Source organism: Candidatus Nitrotoga sp. M5 (assembly GCF_927904885.1).
In the GTDB taxonomy this organism is placed as follows: Bacteria; Pseudomonadota; Gammaproteobacteria; order Burkholderiales; family Gallionellaceae; genus Nitrotoga.
Window position 1 is genome coordinate 86,286 of the sequence record NZ_CAKMNW010000043.1, and the last position, 20,010, is coordinate 106,295.

Consider the following 20,010-nt stretch of genomic DNA (forward strand, 5'->3'; position numbering starts at 1 on the left):
TTCGACGACGAGCAATGCATGACCAAATATCAGCGTTGTATTGAATGTACGTGGACGATGAGAGCATTCCTGTTAATTTTCACAACCTTTCCACTTGCGCACATAAGCAACAGTGATGCTGTAAATCGTGACACTTGCAGATTTCAGACCTCGTACGCAGGGTTGTTCGGGCTAGTGAATGATCTTGACTCAAGACTTCATCACTCACTGTAACGATTCAATATTTTCCCGCATCAGCCAACGGGCTTTAAACGTTAAGAAGCTACGGACTGAGACAGGGTCACTCGGAACGGGGTACATCGGCGCGCCTTTTGCATCGCTCGAGCTAGCGGTGATACCCAACCAGTCAATCTCCGCTCGCCATCCATCTCATCTACATCAACTAAAACAATGGACCATGTAACTTGACCTATCATAACCATTCTTGCCAAATTTGATCGCTTAAAGCTCATTTTTCGTTTTAAATATAGCTCTCGTTCAAGTTTTTAACACGTTTGACAAGGCCCCAACAGGATCGGTGTAACCGCAATGACATATAATAGGAAAGCCAAACGAAAAAAACTGACCATACGTAATATTAGATCGGTAATTTGATGGTATCTTGAAATAATCGTGAAGTAATGAAACTTAGTGGGATTCATCTGAACAACGAGTCATCTGAACAAACCACCATTCAATGCGTTACTTCGAAATTGTATTCACAGCATAAGATTTGCAAACATGACAAAAGTGAACCCCCATAAATTTACCGGGTCACGACGGCTGTTAAAGACCCTAAGCTGTTCTCTGTCTGGACTACTAGTTGCTTGGCGAGAAGAGGCCGCTTTTCGCCAAGAAGTTATCCTCGCCATCGTTCTTGTACCAGTGGCCTTCATGATGCCAGTGGATATGACTCAACGAGTGTTGTTGGTGGCTAGCGTCATGTTGGTACTGATAATGGAAATGATCAACTCGAGCATTGAAGCCACAGTGGATCGAATATCCCTCGATATACATCCATTGGCCAAAAAAGCAAAAGACATGGGTGGCGCTGCCGTTTTGTTGGCACTGACGAACGCCATTCTGACTTGGATCATGATTCTCTGGTCTCTGTGGTAAACAAAAATATGCTCGGGCAATTCGTGTCTTTGAGCATGCGTTCATTGCCCCCAGGCAGTGCCTTGGTAGAAGACATGATCAACCAAAACATCTATTGTAGTGCGCCATAAATAGCTGGTGCTGTGCTGCGATGAAAAACGCAACGGTAAGATAACTCTATTTCTGCACTGAATGTACTCGATGGCAAAGTACAGCGAGGACTTTTGCCCTCTACTGCTACCTATCGAGAGTATGCATAACTTGAGATAGCGGTCGTACGGGCTTGGGAGATCAGCATCGACGCACATCGTTAATGCGCCCAATGCGCATTTTGCACCTAATACAGCAGAGTAGCTGTTGTTGTAATTGAAATAAATACAACGTCAACGCATTGAATACGTATCTATAGAATTTATCAAAATGTTTGTAATTCTGATTTTAGGATAAATATGTGAGTCTTTGCGCGATAACAAACATACAAGCACACTCCCCATATCGAAATAGCGCATGTGTAACATTAGTGGATGACTAACGTGTCTTCATAAAAAACAACCTGGCCTGTGGTGATATTATGAGTAGCACCGACAATCCCACATTCACCCTTTTCAATCATTTCCTTTAAACAAGGACTACGTTCCATAATGGCATGGACGGTTCGTTTAACATTAATCGTGGACACTTTTTCTACAAAGTCATCATTGCTTGAAGTACGGTTTTCTGTGACTGATTTTTCATTATAAACAGCAGGCTGCAACTTACTTAACAAGGCTGACAAATTCCCCATTTCTACATGATCGCAAGCCCCTTTTACTGCACCGCATTTAGTATGACCTAAAACCACGATAATTTTAGCGCCAGCGACTTTACAACCAAACTCCATACTACCCAATATATCTTCATTTATGATATTTCCAGCTATACGCACACTAAAGATATCGCCCAACCCTTGGTCAAAAATCAACTCTGTAGATGTGCGGGAATCTATGCAACTCAAAATTACTGCAAACGGATGTTGTCCTTCTGCGGTTTCGTTAGCCTGTTGCAGCAAGTTACGATTGACTTTCAAGTTATTGATAAAGCGCTCATTGCCTTCTTTTAAGATACTTAATGCCATTCTAGGGGTGATGGCAGACTGTAGTGTTTTGGTTAATGTTTTTACTTTTGTTTCAACCGTTACATTTTTTGTTTTAGCGTTACTCTCATAATCTTTTATGATCTCTGCAACATCGTATGCAATGAACTTTGAATAAGTGGCATCAATAATTACTTTGGCATTATTAGGGATTCCATTTAATGTATTCAAGATCCCCGCTTTATTGATAAAGGACACCTCTTCTGCCAAGACCAGATGATGAACTTCTTGCCCATTTTCTGAACTAATAACTTTTTTTACAAAATGCGAATTTCGGTAACTGTGGCGTAACGTAAAGAAAATACCAAAAGCCATACCAATCGATATGCCGATCAATAAATCGGTCGCTAATATGCCGATTATCGTCGCGATAAAAGGTGCGAACTGCTCCCACCCTAACTTGTACATTTGTTTAAATAGCGCAGGCTTGGCTAATTTATAACCGACTATAAGCAAGATTGCCGCTAAACTCGCTAACGGAATTTCATTCAATAAACCCGCAATAGTAATTGCGCTAATCAATAAAAAAACACCATGAAGTATCGTTGATAGTTTGCTTTTACCACCAAATGAAATATTAGCTGTACTACGCACAATCACTTGGGTAACCGGCAAGCCGCCAATCAAGCCAGAAACAATATTGCCCAAACCTTGCGCTTTTAATTCTCGACTTGCAGGGGTCACTTTTTTGTCAGGATCAAATCTATCGGTTGCTTCAAGACATAACAGGGCTTCCAAACTAGCGACAATTGCCAAAACAAGCGCTACTTTTAAAACCTCAACATTGCTAATGGCTGAGAAATCGGGGTATGTAAATTGATTAATAAATCCAGCCAAGCTATCGGGTACGGGAAGTCTCACGAGTTGATCAGCCGTCAAACTAAAATTAAACAACCCATTTTGATAAGCCATGTTTAAAATAATGCCCAACACTACGACGACGATCGGCCCCTGAATCAATTGAAATATTTTATATTTTTTGATTAAAACAGTATCCCATAAGATAAGAATGACCAAAGACAACGCTGAAATTAATAACGCGCCTGGGGAAAATGCATTTACAGCACTGACAATTGATGTAAAAGTATTTTCTCCACTTTCTTGCAAAAAAGCATCAGCACCTACAGCATCTTTGCCATAACCTAATGCGTGAGGGATTTGCTTTAAAATAATCAATAAGCCAATGCCTGTTAGCATGCCTTTAATCACTGAAGAGGGAAAGAAATAGACAACAAAACCTGCTTTAGCAAAGCCCATAATAAGCTGGATAATTCCGGCTAAAACCACCGCTAATAAAAAGGCAGGCCAAGAACCAAGAGTCGCAATACCTGAAAACACAATCACAGCCAAACCAGCGGCGGGACCACTAACGCCATGAGACGAGCCACTGGCGATACCGACCACAATACCTCCAACGATGCCCGCAATAATTCCCGAAAACAAAGGTGCACCTGATGCCAAAGCAATTCCAAGACTTAAAGGAAGAGCCAACAAAAACACAACGATACTGGCAGGCAAGTCGTTTCTAATGTTTTTAAACATTGTTTACTTCTCCAAACAGCTGGTTTAGGATTACGTAAAATAGCAATGCCATTTTACAGAGATAGTAAAACTATCATTACAGGATTGTAAAGCACTTGTTTTGTTTTTTTACAAAATTTTGGAAACTAACTATGTCCTTAAAGTACTCCAAATAAATTAATGCTTTTAACAACCTGTCGGACTTAAAGAATCGTAGCGAAAATTGAGCTGCACGAGGGATCATTTTGCAAGCTTTCACCTTGGGCGAAATGCCTGCTTACCCCACTTAACGATTTTGCAGGGCACTAGTTTAACTATTACCCAACAAGCGGCGATAAATTCACCGCTCAGTTCAACTTACTGCTGATTTCCCTTAAGTCCAACAAGCTGCTAGTACAAAGCATAAATAGGTAGCGCAATGGAAATACAATTACAAATTAATATGAATGAGAAATTATTTCTCAGGAACCCAGAACAATCTGAGCTGGGTAGAAAAATCATCTTGCACAGCATTCAATTAATCCATAAAAATGGTTTTGAAGACTTTACATTTAAAAAGCTGGCAAAAGAAATGGGCTCTACCGAGGCCGGTATTTATCGGTATTTCGAGAATAAGCACAAGATATTAATCTATTTGACAGCTTGGTATTGGAGTTGGCTAGAATATCAGGTTAGCTTCCAGACCAACAATATTAAAGATTCGATAGTTAAGCTTAAAGTAGTTATTAAATTACTCGCTAGCGCAGTCGAGGATGATATCAGTACTGCCCATATAGATGAGCGTTGTCTGCATCAGATTATCATTACTGAAGGTTCAAAAACCTATTTAACCAAAAATGTATCCCAAGATAACAAAGATCAGTTATTTAAACCTTATAAAGACCTTTGCGCTGTCATCGGAAATATAATTACAGAGTGTAATCCAAATTACAAATACCCGAAATCATTAGCCTCTACGATCATTGAAGTGGCACATTTGCAGAACTTCTTTATGAATAATCTACCTTCATTAACTGATTTCGGCTCTCATAAAGATGAATTGGAAATTATTTCATTTCTGGAAGATTTAGTATTTTCCAGTATTAATAAAGCTTAGAAAATTGTTGAATATTAAAGTTAACTATTTCAATGAGATTTGATACCTCATGCATTTGAGCCAATTTTGTCGATCTAATTTTAGGAGTAATATTGAGTCATTGCGCGATAAGAAATAAGAACTCTTCCTGTATCGAAATGGCGTATGTGTAACATCAGTGAATGACTAACGTGTCTTCATAAAAAACAACCTGGCCTGTATTGATATTATGAGTGGCACCGACAATCCCACATTCGCCCTTTTCAATCATTTCTTTTAAAATCGGACTACATTCCATAATGGCTTGGACTGATCGTTTAACATTAACTGTGGACACTTTTTCTAGAAATTCATCATTGCTTGAAGTACGATTTTCGGTGACAGTTTTTTCATCATAAATAGCGGGTTGAAGCTTACTTAACAAGGCTGTCAGGTTCCCCATTTCCACATGGTCGCAAGCTCCTTTAATTGCACCACATTTAGTATGACCTAAAATCACGATGATCTTCGCACCGGCGACTTTACAGCCAAACTCCATGCTGCCCAATACATCTTCATTAATGATATTGCCAGCTATACGCACACTAAAGATATCGCCTAACCCTTGATCAAAAATCAACTCAGTAGATGTACGGGAATCTATGCAACTCAAAATTACCGCAAACGGATGCTGTCCTTCTGCGGTTTCATTAGCTTGTAGCAACAAATTGCGATTGACTTTCAAATTATTGATAAAGCGTTCATTGCCTTCTTTTAATATACCTAATGCCATTCTAGGGCTAATGGCAGACTGTAGCATTTTGGTTAATGTTTTTACTTTTGTTTCAACCGTTACATTTTTTGTTCTAGCATTACTCTCAAAATCTTTTAAGATCTCAGCAACATCGTAAGCTATGAACTTTGAATAGGTGGCATCAATAATCACTTTGGCATTATTAGGGATTCCATTTAAGGTATTTAAGATCCCCGCCTTATTGATAAATGACACTTCTTCTGCCAAAACAAGATGATGAACTTCTTGCCCATTCTCTGAGCTAATAACTTTCTTTACAAAATGTGAATTTCGATAACTGTGGTGTAATGTAAAAAAAATACCAAAAACCATACCAATCGAAATCCCGATTAATAAATCGGTCGTTAATATGCCGATTATCGTCGCAATAAAAGGCACGAACTGCTCCCACCCTAACTTGAACATTTTTTTAAACAGCGCAGGCTTAGCCAATTTATAGCCGATTATAAGCAAGATTGCCGCTAAACTAGCTAACGGAATTTGATTCAATAAACCCGCAATAGTAATTGCGCTAATTAATAAAAAAATGCCATGAAGTATTGTGGATAGTTTGCTTTTAGCACCAAAAGAAATATTTGCTGAACTACGCACAATCACTTGGGTAATAGGCAAACCGCCAATCAAGCCAGAAAGAATATTGCCCAATCCTTGCGCTTTTAATTCTCTATTTGCGGGGGTCACTCTTTTATCAGGATCCAACTTATCGGTTGCTTCCACACATAACAAGGTTTCTAAACTGGCGACAATTGCCATAACAAACGCAACTTTCAAAACTTCAACATTGCTGATAGCCGAGAAATCAGGGAAAGTAAACTGATTAATAAATCCAGCAAAGCTATCAGGTACGGGAAGTCTCACGACTTGATCAGCCTTCAAACTAAAATTAAATAATCCATTTTGATAAGCCATGTTCATAATAATGCCTAACACAACGACGACGATTGGCCCCTGGATCAATTGAAATACTTTATGTTTTTTGATTAAAACCGTATCCCATAGGATCAGAATAACCAAGGACAGTGCTGAGATTAATAACGCGCCTAGGGAAAATGCATCTAAAGCACTGACAATTGATGTAAAGGTGTTTTCTCCACTTACTTGCCAAAACGCATCAGCACCTACAGCATCTTTTCCATAACCCAATGCATGCGGGATTTGTTTTAGAATAATCAACAAGCCAATGCCTGATAACATGCCATTAATCACCGAAGAAGGAAAGAAATAGACAATAAAACCAACTTTAGCAAAGCCCATAATAAGTTGGATAATACCGGCTATAACCACTGCTAATAAAAAGGCAGGCCAAGAGCCAAGCGTCGCTATAGCTGAAAGCACTATCACAGCCAAACCAGCGGCGGGACCACTAACGCCAAGAGTCGAGCCACTGGCAATACCAACCACAATACCACCAACAATACCTGCGATAATTCCCGAAAATAAAGGCGCACCCGATGCCAAAGCAATTCCGAGACATAAAGGAAGAGCCACAAAAAACACAACGATACTGGCAGGCAAGTCGTTTCTAATGTTTTTAAACATTGTTTACCTCTCCGAACAGCTGGTTTAGCACTACGTATAATAGTAAAGCTATTATTGCGAAATAAAAAACACTTGTTTTTTTACAAGAATTTTGGGTTCAGCGCTGCCCTTCAAGCCAATAAGTTAATTAAAGCTTCCTGCAACCGTCGAGTTTAAAGAAACTTAGAAAAAGCGGCACATTTACAGAACTTCTTTATGAATAATCTATCTTCATTAATTGATTTCGGGTCTCATAAGGGTAAATTGTAAATTATTTTACTTCTGAAAGAATTTAGTGTTTTCCAGTATTAATCAGACTTAGAACAACTGCTGAATATTAAATTTAATTATTTAAATGATATGAGATAACTCATACATTTGATCCAGCTTTGCCGTCGTATTACTTTGATAATCTCTCAACTTCTAATTCGGTTTCACCCGCCTCTTAAGTTTAGCGTGGAGCTGTGCAAACTATAGGTGCCCTAACAAGCTTACGGCAACTGGCCAGACCACTCTATCACGAGCACCCTACCATCCGCCACCAAGTGCTTTGTACAGAGCAACCAGATCAGTTGCCGCGTTTGTGTGTGTTTTTGCGTATAAATATTCGGCTTCGTGCAAAATGCGCACAACTTCCAACAGGTCTGCCAGCGCTATGTCTCCAAACTTGAAACGTTGCTTGGCATGGCCATAGCTGCGGCGAGCAGATTCAATGGCAGCGCGCTGAACGTGGACCGACTCAAGTGAAAGTTGGTAATTACTGAGACTCCGCTCAGCATCTGTCAAAGCTGACAATATGGTCTTTTCGTAAACTTGTGCCGCAGCCTTTTGGCGTGCCTCTGATGCCCGAATTTGTGCTTTTATCCGGCCGCCGTCGAAGATTCGCCAGGAAATCAACGGGATGATGGACAAAGTCTGGCTGGAAGGCTTAATCAGGTCGTCTATAGCAAGCGCCTGGAATCCGCCATTCGCAGAAATCGACAATCGTGGAAACCATTCGGCTGTGGCTATTCCAATATTGGCTGTAGTGGCTGCAAGACGCCTTTCAGCAGAACGTACATCAGGGCGACGGCGAAGTACGTCGGCACGTTCACCAACAGGGATATGCCTAAGCATGATCTCAGCGCTTTCGCTCTCAGCGAGCACCAATTGACTCTCAGGCAATTCCCCAAGCAAAACGCCAATACCTAGTGCGGCAGCCCGGATGCGTGCCCGGATGCCAGGTAACACGGCGGCGGCAGTATCGAATTGGGCCTGCGCCCGATCAAAGTCACTCGGTGCCAGATCACCCTCGACTGCACGCCGCCGGACCGTATCAGTAATTCGACGCAGCGTTTCGACCGACGCTGAGCGAGCAACCAACTCGCGTTGAGTTCCTCGCAAAGTCAGGTATGTGCGGGCCACCTCGGCGACGATGCTTATTTGTATACCGCTTGCTGCCTCTTCGGTAGCTTGTAAATTGGCCTCGGCAGATTCCACCATCCGGCGTATGCGTCCAAAAAGATCGATTTCCCAAGTTGTATCAAAGCCCACATCGTGTATGGTCTGGTCGCGATTGAGCCCCGGAATAGTTCCGATCGGAAGTGGGCCATTCAAACTTTGGCGTCGCCGGTTGACACTTACATCGGCTTGTAGCGTGGGGACTCTCGCACCAATTGCTAAGTCGCGCAATGCACGTTCTTCGGCGATACGTGATTGAGCCTGACGAATGTCCAGGTTCTGTGCGAGCGCCATTTCAATCAATCGATCCAGCATAGGATCGCCCAAGGAGTGCCACCATGTGGCAAGTTCTGGGTCAACCACCCCAGCTACTGACGGCTGGGACCAACCTTTTCCAATGTTTATTTCGGGAACTCGGTACTCGGGACCGACCGTACACGCAGCAAGCAGCCAAACGAATGCGCCCATAGCACAGCGCCCCAACATCATATGGCTAAATCGGAATGATATAAGTGCTCGGGTAGTCTGGGTCATTAGCATTAAAACCTCACTGCAACTTTCCGCGAACAAATAAAGTCGCGGCGGTGAGGGTGACCATAGCAATGACGGCCATCGGCCAAGCATTCGCAAAGACTTCAGATGGAGGTAGCGCTTTTAGGAAGCTGCCCTGAAGAATAATTAAGTAGTGTTTGAGCGGAATCGCCTGCGCTAGCCACTGGAGGAAGGTTGGCATATTCTCAACGGGTGTCGCAAAGCCAGACATCAGGACGGCGGGCACACCAATGGCGAAGGTTCCGAGAATGGCCTGCTGCTGGGTTGAGCAAACTGCTGAAATCATCAATCCAATACCCACTAGAGAGAGGATGAAGAGAACCATACTGATTAGCAATAGTAAGAAATTTCCAGTGAATGGAATACCAAACAAAAAAATGCCTGCCGCCACCATGAACAAGCCAAGCACGGTATTGATGAGTAAGGCTGGTGCCATTTTGGATACGATGATCTCAATGGGTGTACATGGGGACACAAGTAGCTGGTCGAATGTCCCGAGCTCACGCTCTCTGGCAATTGACAGCGCTGTGACGAGCAACGTTATAAATGTTACCAGTATGCCACCTATGCTCGGCACAATAAACCAACGGTAGATAAGGTTCGGGTTAAACCAATGGTTCACCACAGCACTTTCATTTGTGAGCCGAGACTCTGTAGTTAATTCGGCATTAAGCCCGCCTGCGATGTTATTCAGGTACCCCAGCACGACTTGCCCTGTATTGGCACGGCGGCCATCGAGAATAACTTGTACTTTTCCTATGCGGCCGGCGTCGATATTTCGGGAAAAATATTCTGGTATGTTGATCACTGCAATGACTTCACGCTGTTCAACCATCTTTTTGAACTCAGCAGGACTTTGCGCTGGAAGCAAACGGTGAACGAATTGAGCTGCGCCAATACGCTCTACAAGTTCGTGTGACCATTTGCCAGCATCGCGATCGTAAATGGCAATATCGACATTCCTCACATCAAGTGTTGCAGCAAATGAAAAGACAAAAAGCTGTACCAATGGTGGTACGATCAATACAAAACGGCTCTTGGGGTCGCGCAACACGCTGAGTAACTCTTTGACAATTTGTGCCATCAGACGCGGAGAGAACAGGCGCATAATCTAGTTATCCAGACTTTTAGTCGTTTTTGCCAGTGCAACTGCGAAAAATACAATACCAATGGCCAGCATCGCCAGCATATTTGGGAGCAAGAGAGTCCAAATGTCACCAGCAAGAAATACGGTCTGTAGCGAGGAGACAAAATAGCGCGCCGGAATCACATAAGTCAGGACACGGAGCGGTGCTGGCATTGAATCAATTTCAAACAGATAACCTGAGAGCAGGAATGCGGGGAGGAATCCGGACAAGAGTGCGATTTGCGCAGCAATAAACTGATTCTTTGTAACTGCTGATATCAGTAAACCTTGACCCAGTGCGGGCACAAGGAAAACGGATGAGAGGGACAGTAAGGTAAGCCATGAGCCGCGCAAAGGCACGCCGAAAACAGTTATTGCTAGCAGCGCGGAGATGACTGTCGCGCCCAGACCCAATACAAAATAAGGCAATAGCTTACCAACCAAAATTTCAACAACTGACGCGGGAGTGGACATGATCGCTTCCATGGTGCCGCGCTCCCATTCTCGCGCCACCACTAACGCCGTTAGTAAGGTACCAATTATCGTCATGATAATAGCAATCGCGCCTGGCACGAGAAAGCGACGGCTTTCAATCTCTGGGTTGAACCAGAATCGTGGCTCGAGTGAAAGCACACTGCCTACGGCTGGGGAGTGAGCTGACTGCCATATTTTAATCACGCCTTGCGCATAATTTGCGACAAAGCTAGCCGTATTAGGTTGCGCCCCATCAGTTATGATCTGAACAAGAGGGGGGCGTGCACCAGATGCTAGCCTCTGATCGAAGTCTTGGGGAATTACCACATAACCCCGAAGCCGCCCGCCAACAACCTCCCCAGCAACCTCACGTCGGTCACGCGCCGGCGTTACGGTAAAATACCGGGTGCCGGAAAAAGCCGCTGCTAACGATTGCGCAGCGGCACTGTCAGATTCCAAAACTATGCCGATGGGCACTTCCTGGGTATCAAGCGATACAGCATATGCAAAAAGAAAGAGCATTACCACAGGCAATACGAATGCTATTAAAATCGTTGAAGGGTCACGGACTACTTGCAAACTTTCTTTCTGCACCAATGCCCATAGGCGCCGGAAATTGAATCGGGAAGCATGCTTTTCGGCGACGCTCATGGTGCCTTCGTGGCCCGGCTGGTAGCGTTCTCTGCATCTGCTGATTGAATGAGCTGTATGAACGCGTCTTCCATAGTCGGTTCATCGCTCCCGCCCTTGAATACGCTCCGCTTCAGCGCGTCAGGCGTGTCCAGCGCGATCACCTTCGCCTGATACATCAGCGCAACACGGTCGCAATATTCGGCTTCGTCCATAAAGTGAGTGGTCACTAGCACAGTCACCCCCTTGCGTACTAGCCCATTGATGTGCGTCCAAAATTCTCGGCGTGTTATTGGGTCAACACCTGAGGTAGGCTCATCAAGAAACAAAACTGGTGGCCGGTGCATCAGCGCACATGCCAGTGCCAGCCGCTGCTTGACGCCAAGCGGGAGGTCTTCTGGCGACGATCGAACATATTTCTGCAGATGGAATATCTCGATCATTTCTTCTATACGTTCCCGCTTGGTAGCGCCGTCAAATCCGTAGACTCCTGCCGAGAATTCGAGATTCTGTCGTGCTGAAAGCAGACCATACAGGGAAAATTTCTGCGCCATATAGCCCAGCTGGCTCTTGGCTTCGCTCTTTGCTGTGCGCAGATCTAACCCCATTACATGCGCTCCACCCGAGGTCGGTTTAAGTAAGCCACAAAGCATCTTGAAAGTCGTTGATTTGCCTGCACCGTTGGGGCCGAGAAGACCAAATATTTCGCCTTTCTTCACCTGAAAACTCACATGATCGGTAGCGATGAAATCTCCAAAACGGCGAGTGAGCTCATGACACTCGACAGCAATGTCCCCCTTGAGATTTACGGGCTCCATACGCTCTGCCAGTGCTGATGTCCCGCCCGGCCCCCCTCCGAGCAAATCGACAAAGGCATCCTCAAATCTTGGAGTAACGGGTGCAATTTCTGCGCCGACTTCCTTGGCCAAAGCATCAATCTCTTCCCGGGTAGCTTCCTTACGCAGAACGGCTCGAACGGAATTACCCTGAATTACGCCATCACAAACTGATTTCAGGTTCAGTGCCCGTGACAGAACGATCCGGCGCTCTTGTTTTGGATCGAGCAGACGAAAACATCGGTGTTTCAGAGTCGCCGTCAGCTTATCTGGTGGACCATCGTATTCGATTTTGCCATCATTCAGGAGCAGTACGGTTGCGCAGCGTTCGGCCTCGTCGAGATATGCCGTTGACCACACCACCGCCATGCCTTCGTCAGTTAGTTCGCGCACCATTTTCCATAAATCTTGTCGACTCACGGGATCAACCCCAACGCTTGGTTCGTCCAGCAGCAAGACGCGGGGTTTCCCCATCATCGCGCAGGCAAGCCCCAGCTTTTGTTTCATACCACCAGAGAGGCGGCCAGCTAGACGCTGTGTAAAGGGCGCGAGTCGGGTAAACGTGAGCAAGCGCTCGAATATGTCCTGGTGGGTGTTAGGCTCGACTCCCTGTAACTGCGCATACAGACGCAGATTCTCCATCACCGATAGATCCTCATAGAGCCCGAAACGTTGCGGCATATAACCCGTTAAGGTGTGAATGCGGTTACTGTCGCGCACGGTATCGCAGTTGGCGACTGTGATGCGTCCTGCGGTTGGCGCCATTAGCGCTGCCATCAAACGCATCAAAGTGGTTTTGCCTGCTCCATCAGGTCCAACCAAGCCAGTCAGCCTGCCCGGCAAAATGTTTGCCGAAATTTCGTGTAGAGCCTCGACAACTCCGAAAATTTTTGTAACACCGACAATTTTGACTGCCGGCTGTGATGACAGCTTGGCCTGAGAAACTTGAGCGCTCATCTCATTGGTCATGTACATCTGTTTCAGTAGCAACTTGAATCGTCACCGGCATCCCTTGGCGAAGGGCACCATCTGCATTCGAAACGACAATTCGTATGCGGTATACAAGATCAGTTCTTAGGTCTGTAGTTTCCACAGATTTCGGTGTGAACTCTGCTCGTGGAGAGACAAACCCGACCTCTCCTTGGTAAACCTTTTCTGAGGAATCAGTTCGTATAGTCGCCTTGACGCCAGGGATGACCCGACCAAGATCCGGTTCGCTCACATAAGCTCTTATGTAGACCGGATCACGAAGCGACAGGATATAGACGGCCGAATTGGCATTCACCATGCTACCAGGTTCGCGTACTCGAGACATTACGGTTGCATTGATTGGAGCAACCAAGCGAGTATCAGCCAATGCTGTCATAGACTGTGCAGCCATAGCCTCTGCTACAGCTAACCGTGCCTCTCCGGCAGCGACATCTTCTCGACGGGAACCTTCCTTTTTCAAAGCTAATGCTTGTTTCGCTGAGGCAAGGGCCGCTTCTGCCTGGTCACGAGTTGCACGAGCGGCATCGCCAACACGTTGACTTACCGACCCTGATTTCACAAGCGCACTTTGACGATTGAAATTGCTATCCGTATTTTCAAACACTGCCTTGGCTTGGCGCACTGATTCACCTGCTTGTGCAATTTCTTGAGGGCGATTTCCATGACGCAACTTTTCGAGTTCGGCACGAGCATGTAGCACCTCGGCCTCCGAGACTGCCAGTGCATCGTGGTATGGCTGAGCATCAAGCTCAGCCATAACTTCGCCTGTCTTTACCGTGGCACCCTCGTCAAAGAATACCTTTGCCAGACGACCAGGTTGACGGAAAGCTAGATCAAGCTCTCGAATATCGACGTTCCCATAAAGAATGAGTGAATTTTGTGGACCAGAATTGCGGTTCAACAACCAGTACCCTGCCGCCAACATGGCAGCGATAATGACAACAATAAAAATACCGCGAAGTTTGCAGGAATTCAATTCAATCTCCGGAAACGAACAGAGTGGCTTTCGGTGGAATTAGATTTAACTAGAGGACGTCTCTAAAAATTCATTTTTCCAAACATGACAAGGCAGGAGTAAAGTGATTAACGCTGCATACTGTTAATATGTTTGCAATTATTTTCTAATAGTAACGCCGTATTGTGACGAAACGGGTAAGCAAACAAGCGGTGGCTCTCAAAATTTAATATTTAGAGGCACTCAATATGCCAGTTCGCCCTCTCCGAAACTTTTCCATCCTATGAGCCTGCAATATACCGCTTCGTGCAACCCGAGAAGCCAGCTCTTCCCTAAGAATAACTGCAATTTGAAACGGACTAAAGTAGGTCGTGCCACACGCTGCTTAATTGCTAACCCTTCGATACATGCAAAGTGATCACCTAAAAAAACTGAAAATTCAACATGCGCTCGACCTACGCTTATCTTAAAGATAGATGGATTGCTAAAATGGACAAACGAATGTTCTGGGTAGTAATTTTTCATTGTGCCGACAATCATTATTACACCAGCCATACCAATTTTCGGTCAAAATACAAACAAAAAATTTAAGCCGCAAAAAGATAATGGAGCTATGATGCGCAATGACTGGACGTAAATTTCTCGCTTAGAGAAAAATAATGTCGCACCTCTTTCGACAAGCGTACGACGAACGGATTTATTTATTCTACTAACGGTTGAATGTTGATCGCCCTCTTTATTTATCATAGTACCTGAAATAAATAACTTAAAGCCTTGGAAGAGCATGTACACTTTACTTGCAGGTTAACATTAATCACTTATAAAATTAAAGCCACCGCAAAACTAAAAGGAAAAAAGTTATGTCCACCATAAACAGGCAAAAAATATCTGTTACTTTAATTTCTGGAACAATCCTGTTCATGGGAGGCATGACCGCCTGCGGCAAAACGCAGACCTCTGAGACACTAGTTACTGAAGCCAAGCAATATCAACAAAAGGGCGACAATAAGGCCGCTATCATCCAACTAAAAAATGCATTGCAGAAAAATCCAGATGATGTTGAAGCCCGCTTTCTCTTGGGTTCTATCTACAATGAAAATGCGGATTTTTTATCTGCCGAGAAGGAACTCCGCAAGGCTTTGAGCTTGGGTATGAGCCCGGCCAAGGTGTCTCCTTACCTAGGAAAAACCTTGCTTATGCAAGGCAAATTTCAAATGGTTCTGGATGAAATTAAACAAACCACAGGAGAAAATGAATCTGCTGAAATATCAAGCTTACGTGGCAATGCTTACCTAGCCTTAGGCAAAGGCAAGGAAGCCAAAGAATCTTTTGAGCAAGCCCTAAAACATAAACCTGACTTCCCTGACGCGCTCATCGGGCTAGCCAAACACTCCATTAGCGAACAAAGCATTGATTCAGCAATATTTTTATCAGATCAAGCGGTAACAAAAAATCCACAAGACGCGAACGCTTTGCTCTTTAAAGGTGACCTTCTGCGTGCCCAAGGAAAAACCGGTCCCGCTCTTGCAGCCTACGACCAAGCTTTAAAATTACAGCCAGACAATCACTCAGCCCACATCAACAAGGCTTTTCTGGAAATTGACGCAGGGAAATTCGATGTCGCCAAGGCAGAGCTCGACGCGGCACGCAAAGCATCGCCAAACAACCTAATTACTATTTATGCGCAAGCTCTGCTTGATTTCCGCCAAGGGAAGCATACAGTAGCGATGGAATCACTGCAGCAAGTTCTGCGGATAGCACCAGAACACATGCCTAGCATCCTACTGGCTGGAGCCGTTCAACACTCGCTTGGATCAATGTCACAAGCCGAACAACACTTGAAAAAATACCTTGAAAAGAATCCCGACAATCTCTACGCTCGTAAATTGATGATATCCACGTTATTGAAAAGCCGTCGTACACAAGACGCAATTGACGTATTGTCGCCTACGCTTAAAGACGCGCAACAGCAAGATGATGTCCAACTGTTTGCCCTCGCGGGTGAATCATATATGCAGGCCGGAGACTTCACTAAAGCATCGGAATATTTTACAAAAGCCAGCACGCTTGCCCCCAAAGCTGCAGAACTTCACACCGCCCTTGGCTTAAGTAAACTTGCGCTAGGTGAGAATGACCGCGCAGTGGCCGAAATGGAAACAGCTGTAGCATTAGACACTCAATCACCCAAAGCAGGCATCTTGCTTGTAATGACTCACATTCGCCTTAAAGAATACGATAAGGCTCTCGCAGCAGCGAAAACCCTTGAGAAAGATCAGCCTGACAACCCATTGGTTCATAACCTGCAAGGTGCTGCCTACATAGGGAAAAATGATAGAACTGCCGCGCGCACAAGCTTCGAAAAAACACTTTCCATGCAACCCACTAACTTTCCGGCTGTGATGAACCTTGTACAACTTGACCTATGGGACAAGAAGCCAGAAGCAGCTAAAAAGCGCCTTGCAGCTAGCCTCGAACAAGACAAGAAAAATGCTCAAATTATGACTGCGTTGGCCAATCTTGCTCTCTCCCAAGACCAAACCAAAGAAGCCACCACTTGGTTAGAAAATGCCAGCAAAGAAAATCCAGACGAATTGCAACCGGCCCTTCTACTGGCAGCTCACTATCTACGTATCGGCGAAAAACAAGAAGCACTTTCCCTCGCCCAAAAACTTCAAGGCTCCAACTCAAGCAACCCAGATGTCCTGAATATCTTGGGACAAGCCCAATTCGCCAACGACGATAAGCCAGCCGCACTGGAAACTTATAACAGACTTGCCGCCATGAAGCCGGACTCCGCTCCCGCCCAATTCCTTCTCGCCTCTGTTCACATGGCAATGCAGAACCTATCTGCAGCATCAAATGCCCTCAACAAGGCATTAACATTACAACCAGATTATCTAAAAGCACAATTGGCTTTAGCCTCTCTCGAGGTCAACAAAGGAAATTATGAACCAGCCATCACAATTGCCCGGCAAATTCAGAAACAAAGCGCAAAATCACCCTTAGGCTACATGCTGGAAGGTGATGTGTTGATGGCTCAAAAAAAATCAGATCTGGCTGTGAAAGCCTATGAGCAAGCATACGCTATCAGCAAAAATGGACCATTGGTTATAAAATTGCATTCATCGCTCACCCTTGCAGGAAAAAACAACGAAGCAAACTCCCGCTTGACCCAATGGCTGAAGGAACACCCTGCTGATACTGCAACTCGGAACTACTTTGCCGGGACCTATCTTGCTAAAAAGAAAAGCAAGGAAGCCATTGAGCAATACGAGATCATCCTGCAGCAAGAGCCCAAAAACGTACCGGCACTGAACAACCTGGCTTGGCTTTATCAGCAGGAAAAAGACCCTCGCGCCTTGAAGTTTGCCGAAAAAGCCAATCAATTAGCACCAGATAACCCCGCAATACTGGACACTCTGGGTTGGATGCTGGTAGAGCAAGGCAACACATCACGCGGCTTGCCACTTCTGCAAAAAGCAAGCTCATTAGCGCCGAATTCTGCAGAAATTCAATATCATTTGGCACTTGGATTGGCTAAATCAGGCGACACAACTAAGGCACGAAAGGAACTTGAGAACCTTCTAGGTAGCAAGAAAAATTTTTCCAAGATTGAAGAAGCGCGAGCCTTGCTAAAACAACTTTAATAAGTTACCCAACCTCCTGAAAAAAATAATCTATCAAGAATAAGATTTCATGATTTTGGGTGAAAACTAAAGAGCAAATTACATTTAGCATTGACGAAGCATCACACATTGTTGATGTTACAGATCGACTACCCAATGGGAAATTACAAATCTTAAAATGCGTGAGCTTGGTGACGGTCGGCAGGAGCTCAAAAAAACGATTGTCCAAAATTATCGACAAGCTTTGCTAGATCCGACGACGCGTTAAACTTTCGTCGCCAAGTACCATCAGCACGTAAACCAGCTTGAAATGAGCGAACCTAGTGTTGCACTATACTAGGCAGAACCGCCTACAAATAATAACATATTGAATATATTACATATAATATAAACTATATGATGTAATAGCACCAGCAAAATAGCTTGCACATGATCATATACAAAAACCAGAAGCAAGTTCCCTTCGAAGGCTTAGAAACGCCATGTGACATAAAGCTGGATGCAGATAATCGCTAGGTGAACATTAGCCAATGTATACTCTTGCATGAGCATGCGAGCGGTTATTATTAAAGACTATCATCAACATATGGTCAGCCTGCAAAAGTAGCGCGTTTGGCAATTGGCGTGGCAATCGTTAAACACAAGTTGCGTTTAATCGATTAGAAAATCTGTCCGCAGACCCGTGAAAACTTCTATCTACAATACATTGTAAGGTTCTCTGCTTATCAAGAAAAACAATCCTTTTCTCTTCACTATCGTAGCAATCTGTCAACGCATGGGGAAAGAGACCTTTGAACATTTCCAGCAAGTGTTCGTTAATGCGATGACGCTCAGTAAACCACATACCAAGCTGAATGTAATCTTAACGACAGCAGGCATTGCCAGTGTTAACCACATCAGCTGGGGTGCCTTCAATGAAGGCAATAATCTGCCAGCACAGTTTGCAGTCTACAAACAACGTTATGGGTATTATCCGCAAAGTGTATGGGAGACACCTTTATGGCAATCGAGAGCGACCACACACTACCTGAAAAAAAATTATTCTGGTTATGAACCTGATGGTGCAGTCGAACTTGTTTAGTTGCCTACGTACGTGCAGCAATAAATATTGCTTTCTTATGTTTGAGGCTGCTTTAACATATTTCAAAGTCTCATGGAAAGATCAGTTTACTGTCGTATTGTCTGCTAACTTTCTGAGGAGACTATAGATAACCTAATGATATTGTAAAATATATTTAAATACTGATATTTCCACGCTGTTAAGCAATTACTACTGCTATTCAGTTCAGTATCTGAAAATCAGCCAACGACAATTGGTCGCTAAGCTGCAAGCGGTAGCGGAACTTCGTTGGAGAATATTTCAGAATAAACTGAGTAAGCTCTTCCAGCAGTTAAAGATGAATTTACAATGGAGTCAAAAGCTTGTATATCAGCCAGATCGAATGCAAGAGGGATTCTTGGCCCACGGTAAGAGATTACAGTACCGATTGAGTGAGCTTGAAGTCCGAACTGCTTGAGGACGCGAGATATAGAACGTCGGCAAAAGCAAATAATGTGTCCGATTCCATTTGCGCGACAGTAATCACGGGCTGCATGCAACGTTTTCAGCATGACATCAGTTTCGTTCTCAAAAGTTTCATTTGGCAGCTGGCTATTTCTGAGCTTCTGAAAGGGACGGAGTATCCCCAGCCTAGAAAATTCTGCTGCTAGAAGATCACTTTGAATGAGTTTTTGAGAGTCAGAAACCTTTTGGAAGGGTAAATTTCCAAACTTATCAATTACAAGACGGAAAGTACCTATCCAGCGATCATTTCTCTTGACGAGAAAGTGAATAGCATTATCGTCATAAACATCTTTTTCCATTTTATCCTGAAATTTGCTCGCCTCCTCAAACCCCTTTTCCATACAAAAAATTTGATACCTTAGGTTGTAGTGAATACTTTTACTTTCTTCAGTATCAGCCAATATAACTTCATAGCTATTGTTCGTCATTCTCTCATTCTCTCCACTGACAAGTTGAAAGAAATAGCAAAACAAGATTTGTACTTGTATATTGCGTCATGCAAATAGTTGTTTATAAACAAGACTCAATAGGCTATTTTCTGTCTGAAAAATAATTAAATTACGTTCCTCTAGTATTTCAATATTCGTTCGGCACGTGTCTTCTTAAGCAAACCACATGCAAGCCATGAATAGGAAGCAATTTTTATGCCAATATCAAATATAAAAGTTATGACTGTCGAATTTATTACGTAATAATATGAT

At 44.1% G+C, this 20,010-nt stretch carries 13 protein-coding genes and 2 pseudogenes; 4 read left to right on the forward strand and 11 right to left on the reverse strand.

Annotated features, from left to right (window positions below; translation table 11 throughout):
- Nucleotides 1-254 precede the first annotated feature (254 nt).
- Nucleotides 255-416 carry a hypothetical protein gene (locus MJ770_RS09490; protein WP_239253327.1) on the reverse strand — a complete coding sequence of 54 codons (162 nt, stop codon included), beginning with the start codon at nt 414-416 and terminating at the stop codon, nt 255-257.
- A gap of 304 nt (nt 417-720) precedes the next feature.
- Here MJ770_RS09490 and MJ770_RS09495 point away from each other — a divergent pair, with 304 nt between their 5' ends.
- Entirely contained in the window at nt 721-1,098 is a 378-nt protein-coding gene (locus tag MJ770_RS09495) for a diacylglycerol kinase (RefSeq protein ID WP_239253328.1), read from the forward strand.
- A 496-nt stretch (nt 1,099-1,594) separates the two neighbouring features.
- Here MJ770_RS09495 and MJ770_RS09500 read toward each other — a convergent pair whose 3' ends face one another.
- Nucleotides 1,595-3,751 carry a bifunctional SulP family inorganic anion transporter/carbonic anhydrase gene (locus MJ770_RS09500; protein ID WP_239253329.1) on the reverse strand — a complete coding sequence of 719 codons (2,157 nt, stop codon included), beginning with the start codon at nt 3,749-3,751 and terminating at the stop codon, nt 1,595-1,597.
- 397 nt (nt 3,752-4,148) lie between these two features.
- Here MJ770_RS09500 and MJ770_RS09505 point away from each other — a divergent pair, with 397 nt between their 5' ends.
- Complete coding sequence (locus MJ770_RS09505; protein WP_239253330.1) at nt 4,149-4,826, forward strand: TetR/AcrR family transcriptional regulator; 678 nt, start codon at nt 4,149-4,151, stop codon at nt 4,824-4,826.
- A gap of 154 nt (nt 4,827-4,980) precedes the next feature.
- On the opposite strand, the pseudogene MJ770_RS15690 reads toward MJ770_RS09505, so the two are convergent.
- The 8 genes and pseudogenes from MJ770_RS15690 to MJ770_RS09540 all read right to left on the reverse strand — a co-directional run.
- A pseudogene (locus MJ770_RS15690) lies at nt 4,981-5,613 on the reverse strand (carbonic anhydrase family protein); the annotation flags it as partial.
- 12 nt (nt 5,614-5,625) lie between these two features.
- Nucleotides 5,626-7,137, reverse strand: a pseudogene (locus MJ770_RS09510) (SulP family inorganic anion transporter); the annotation flags it as partial.
- A gap of 507 nt (nt 7,138-7,644) precedes the next feature.
- On the reverse strand, nt 7,645-9,024 hold the full coding sequence (locus tag MJ770_RS09515; protein ID WP_239253332.1) for an efflux transporter outer membrane subunit: 1,380 nt from the start codon (nt 9,022-9,024) through the stop codon (nt 7,645-7,647).
- 79 nt (nt 9,025-9,103) lie between these two features.
- Nucleotides 9,104-10,216 (reverse strand): ABC transporter permease, encoded by a 1,113-nt coding sequence (locus tag MJ770_RS09520; RefSeq protein WP_239253333.1) that lies wholly within the window; start codon nt 10,214-10,216, stop codon nt 9,104-9,106.
- 3 nt (nt 10,217-10,219) lie between these two features.
- A complete protein-coding gene (locus MJ770_RS09525) occupies nt 10,220-11,359 on the reverse strand; it encodes an ABC transporter permease (protein ID WP_239253334.1) in 1,140 nt (379 codons plus the stop codon).
- Nucleotides 11,356-13,143, reverse strand: a complete 1,788-nt coding sequence (locus tag MJ770_RS09530; RefSeq protein ID WP_239253335.1) for an ATP-binding cassette domain-containing protein — start codon at nt 13,141-13,143, stop codon at nt 11,356-11,358. Before MJ770_RS09530 ends, MJ770_RS09525 begins: the two co-directional genes overlap by 4 nt.
- Entirely contained in the window at nt 13,133-14,140 is a 1,008-nt protein-coding gene (gene hlyD / locus MJ770_RS09535) for a secretion protein HlyD (RefSeq protein WP_239253336.1), read from the reverse strand. The genes MJ770_RS09530 and hlyD overlap by 11 nt, the downstream gene beginning before the upstream one ends.
- A 222-nt stretch (nt 14,141-14,362) precedes the next feature.
- Nucleotides 14,363-14,674 carry a hypothetical protein gene (locus tag MJ770_RS09540; RefSeq protein ID WP_239253337.1) on the reverse strand — a complete coding sequence of 104 codons (312 nt, stop codon included), beginning with the start codon at nt 14,672-14,674 and terminating at the stop codon, nt 14,363-14,365.
- A 305-nt stretch (nt 14,675-14,979) separates the two neighbouring features.
- Here MJ770_RS09540 and prsT point away from each other — a divergent pair, with 305 nt between their 5' ends.
- Complete coding sequence (gene prsT, locus MJ770_RS09545; RefSeq protein ID WP_239253338.1) at nt 14,980-17,766, forward strand: XrtA/PEP-CTERM system TPR-repeat protein PrsT; 2,787 nt, start codon at nt 14,980-14,982, stop codon at nt 17,764-17,766.
- A 754-nt stretch (nt 17,767-18,520) separates the two neighbouring features.
- The gene (locus MJ770_RS09550; protein WP_239253339.1) at nt 18,521-18,826 is read left to right on the forward strand and encodes a hypothetical protein; all 306 of its coding nucleotides are present in this window, start codon (nt 18,521-18,523) and stop codon (nt 18,824-18,826) included.
- 239 nt (nt 18,827-19,065) lie between these two features.
- On the opposite strand, the gene MJ770_RS09555 is transcribed toward MJ770_RS09550, so the two are convergent.
- Nucleotides 19,066-19,737, reverse strand: a complete 672-nt coding sequence (locus MJ770_RS09555; protein WP_239253340.1) for a PEP-CTERM/exosortase system-associated acyltransferase — start codon at nt 19,735-19,737, stop codon at nt 19,066-19,068.
- Nucleotides 19,738-20,010 lie beyond the last annotated feature (273 nt).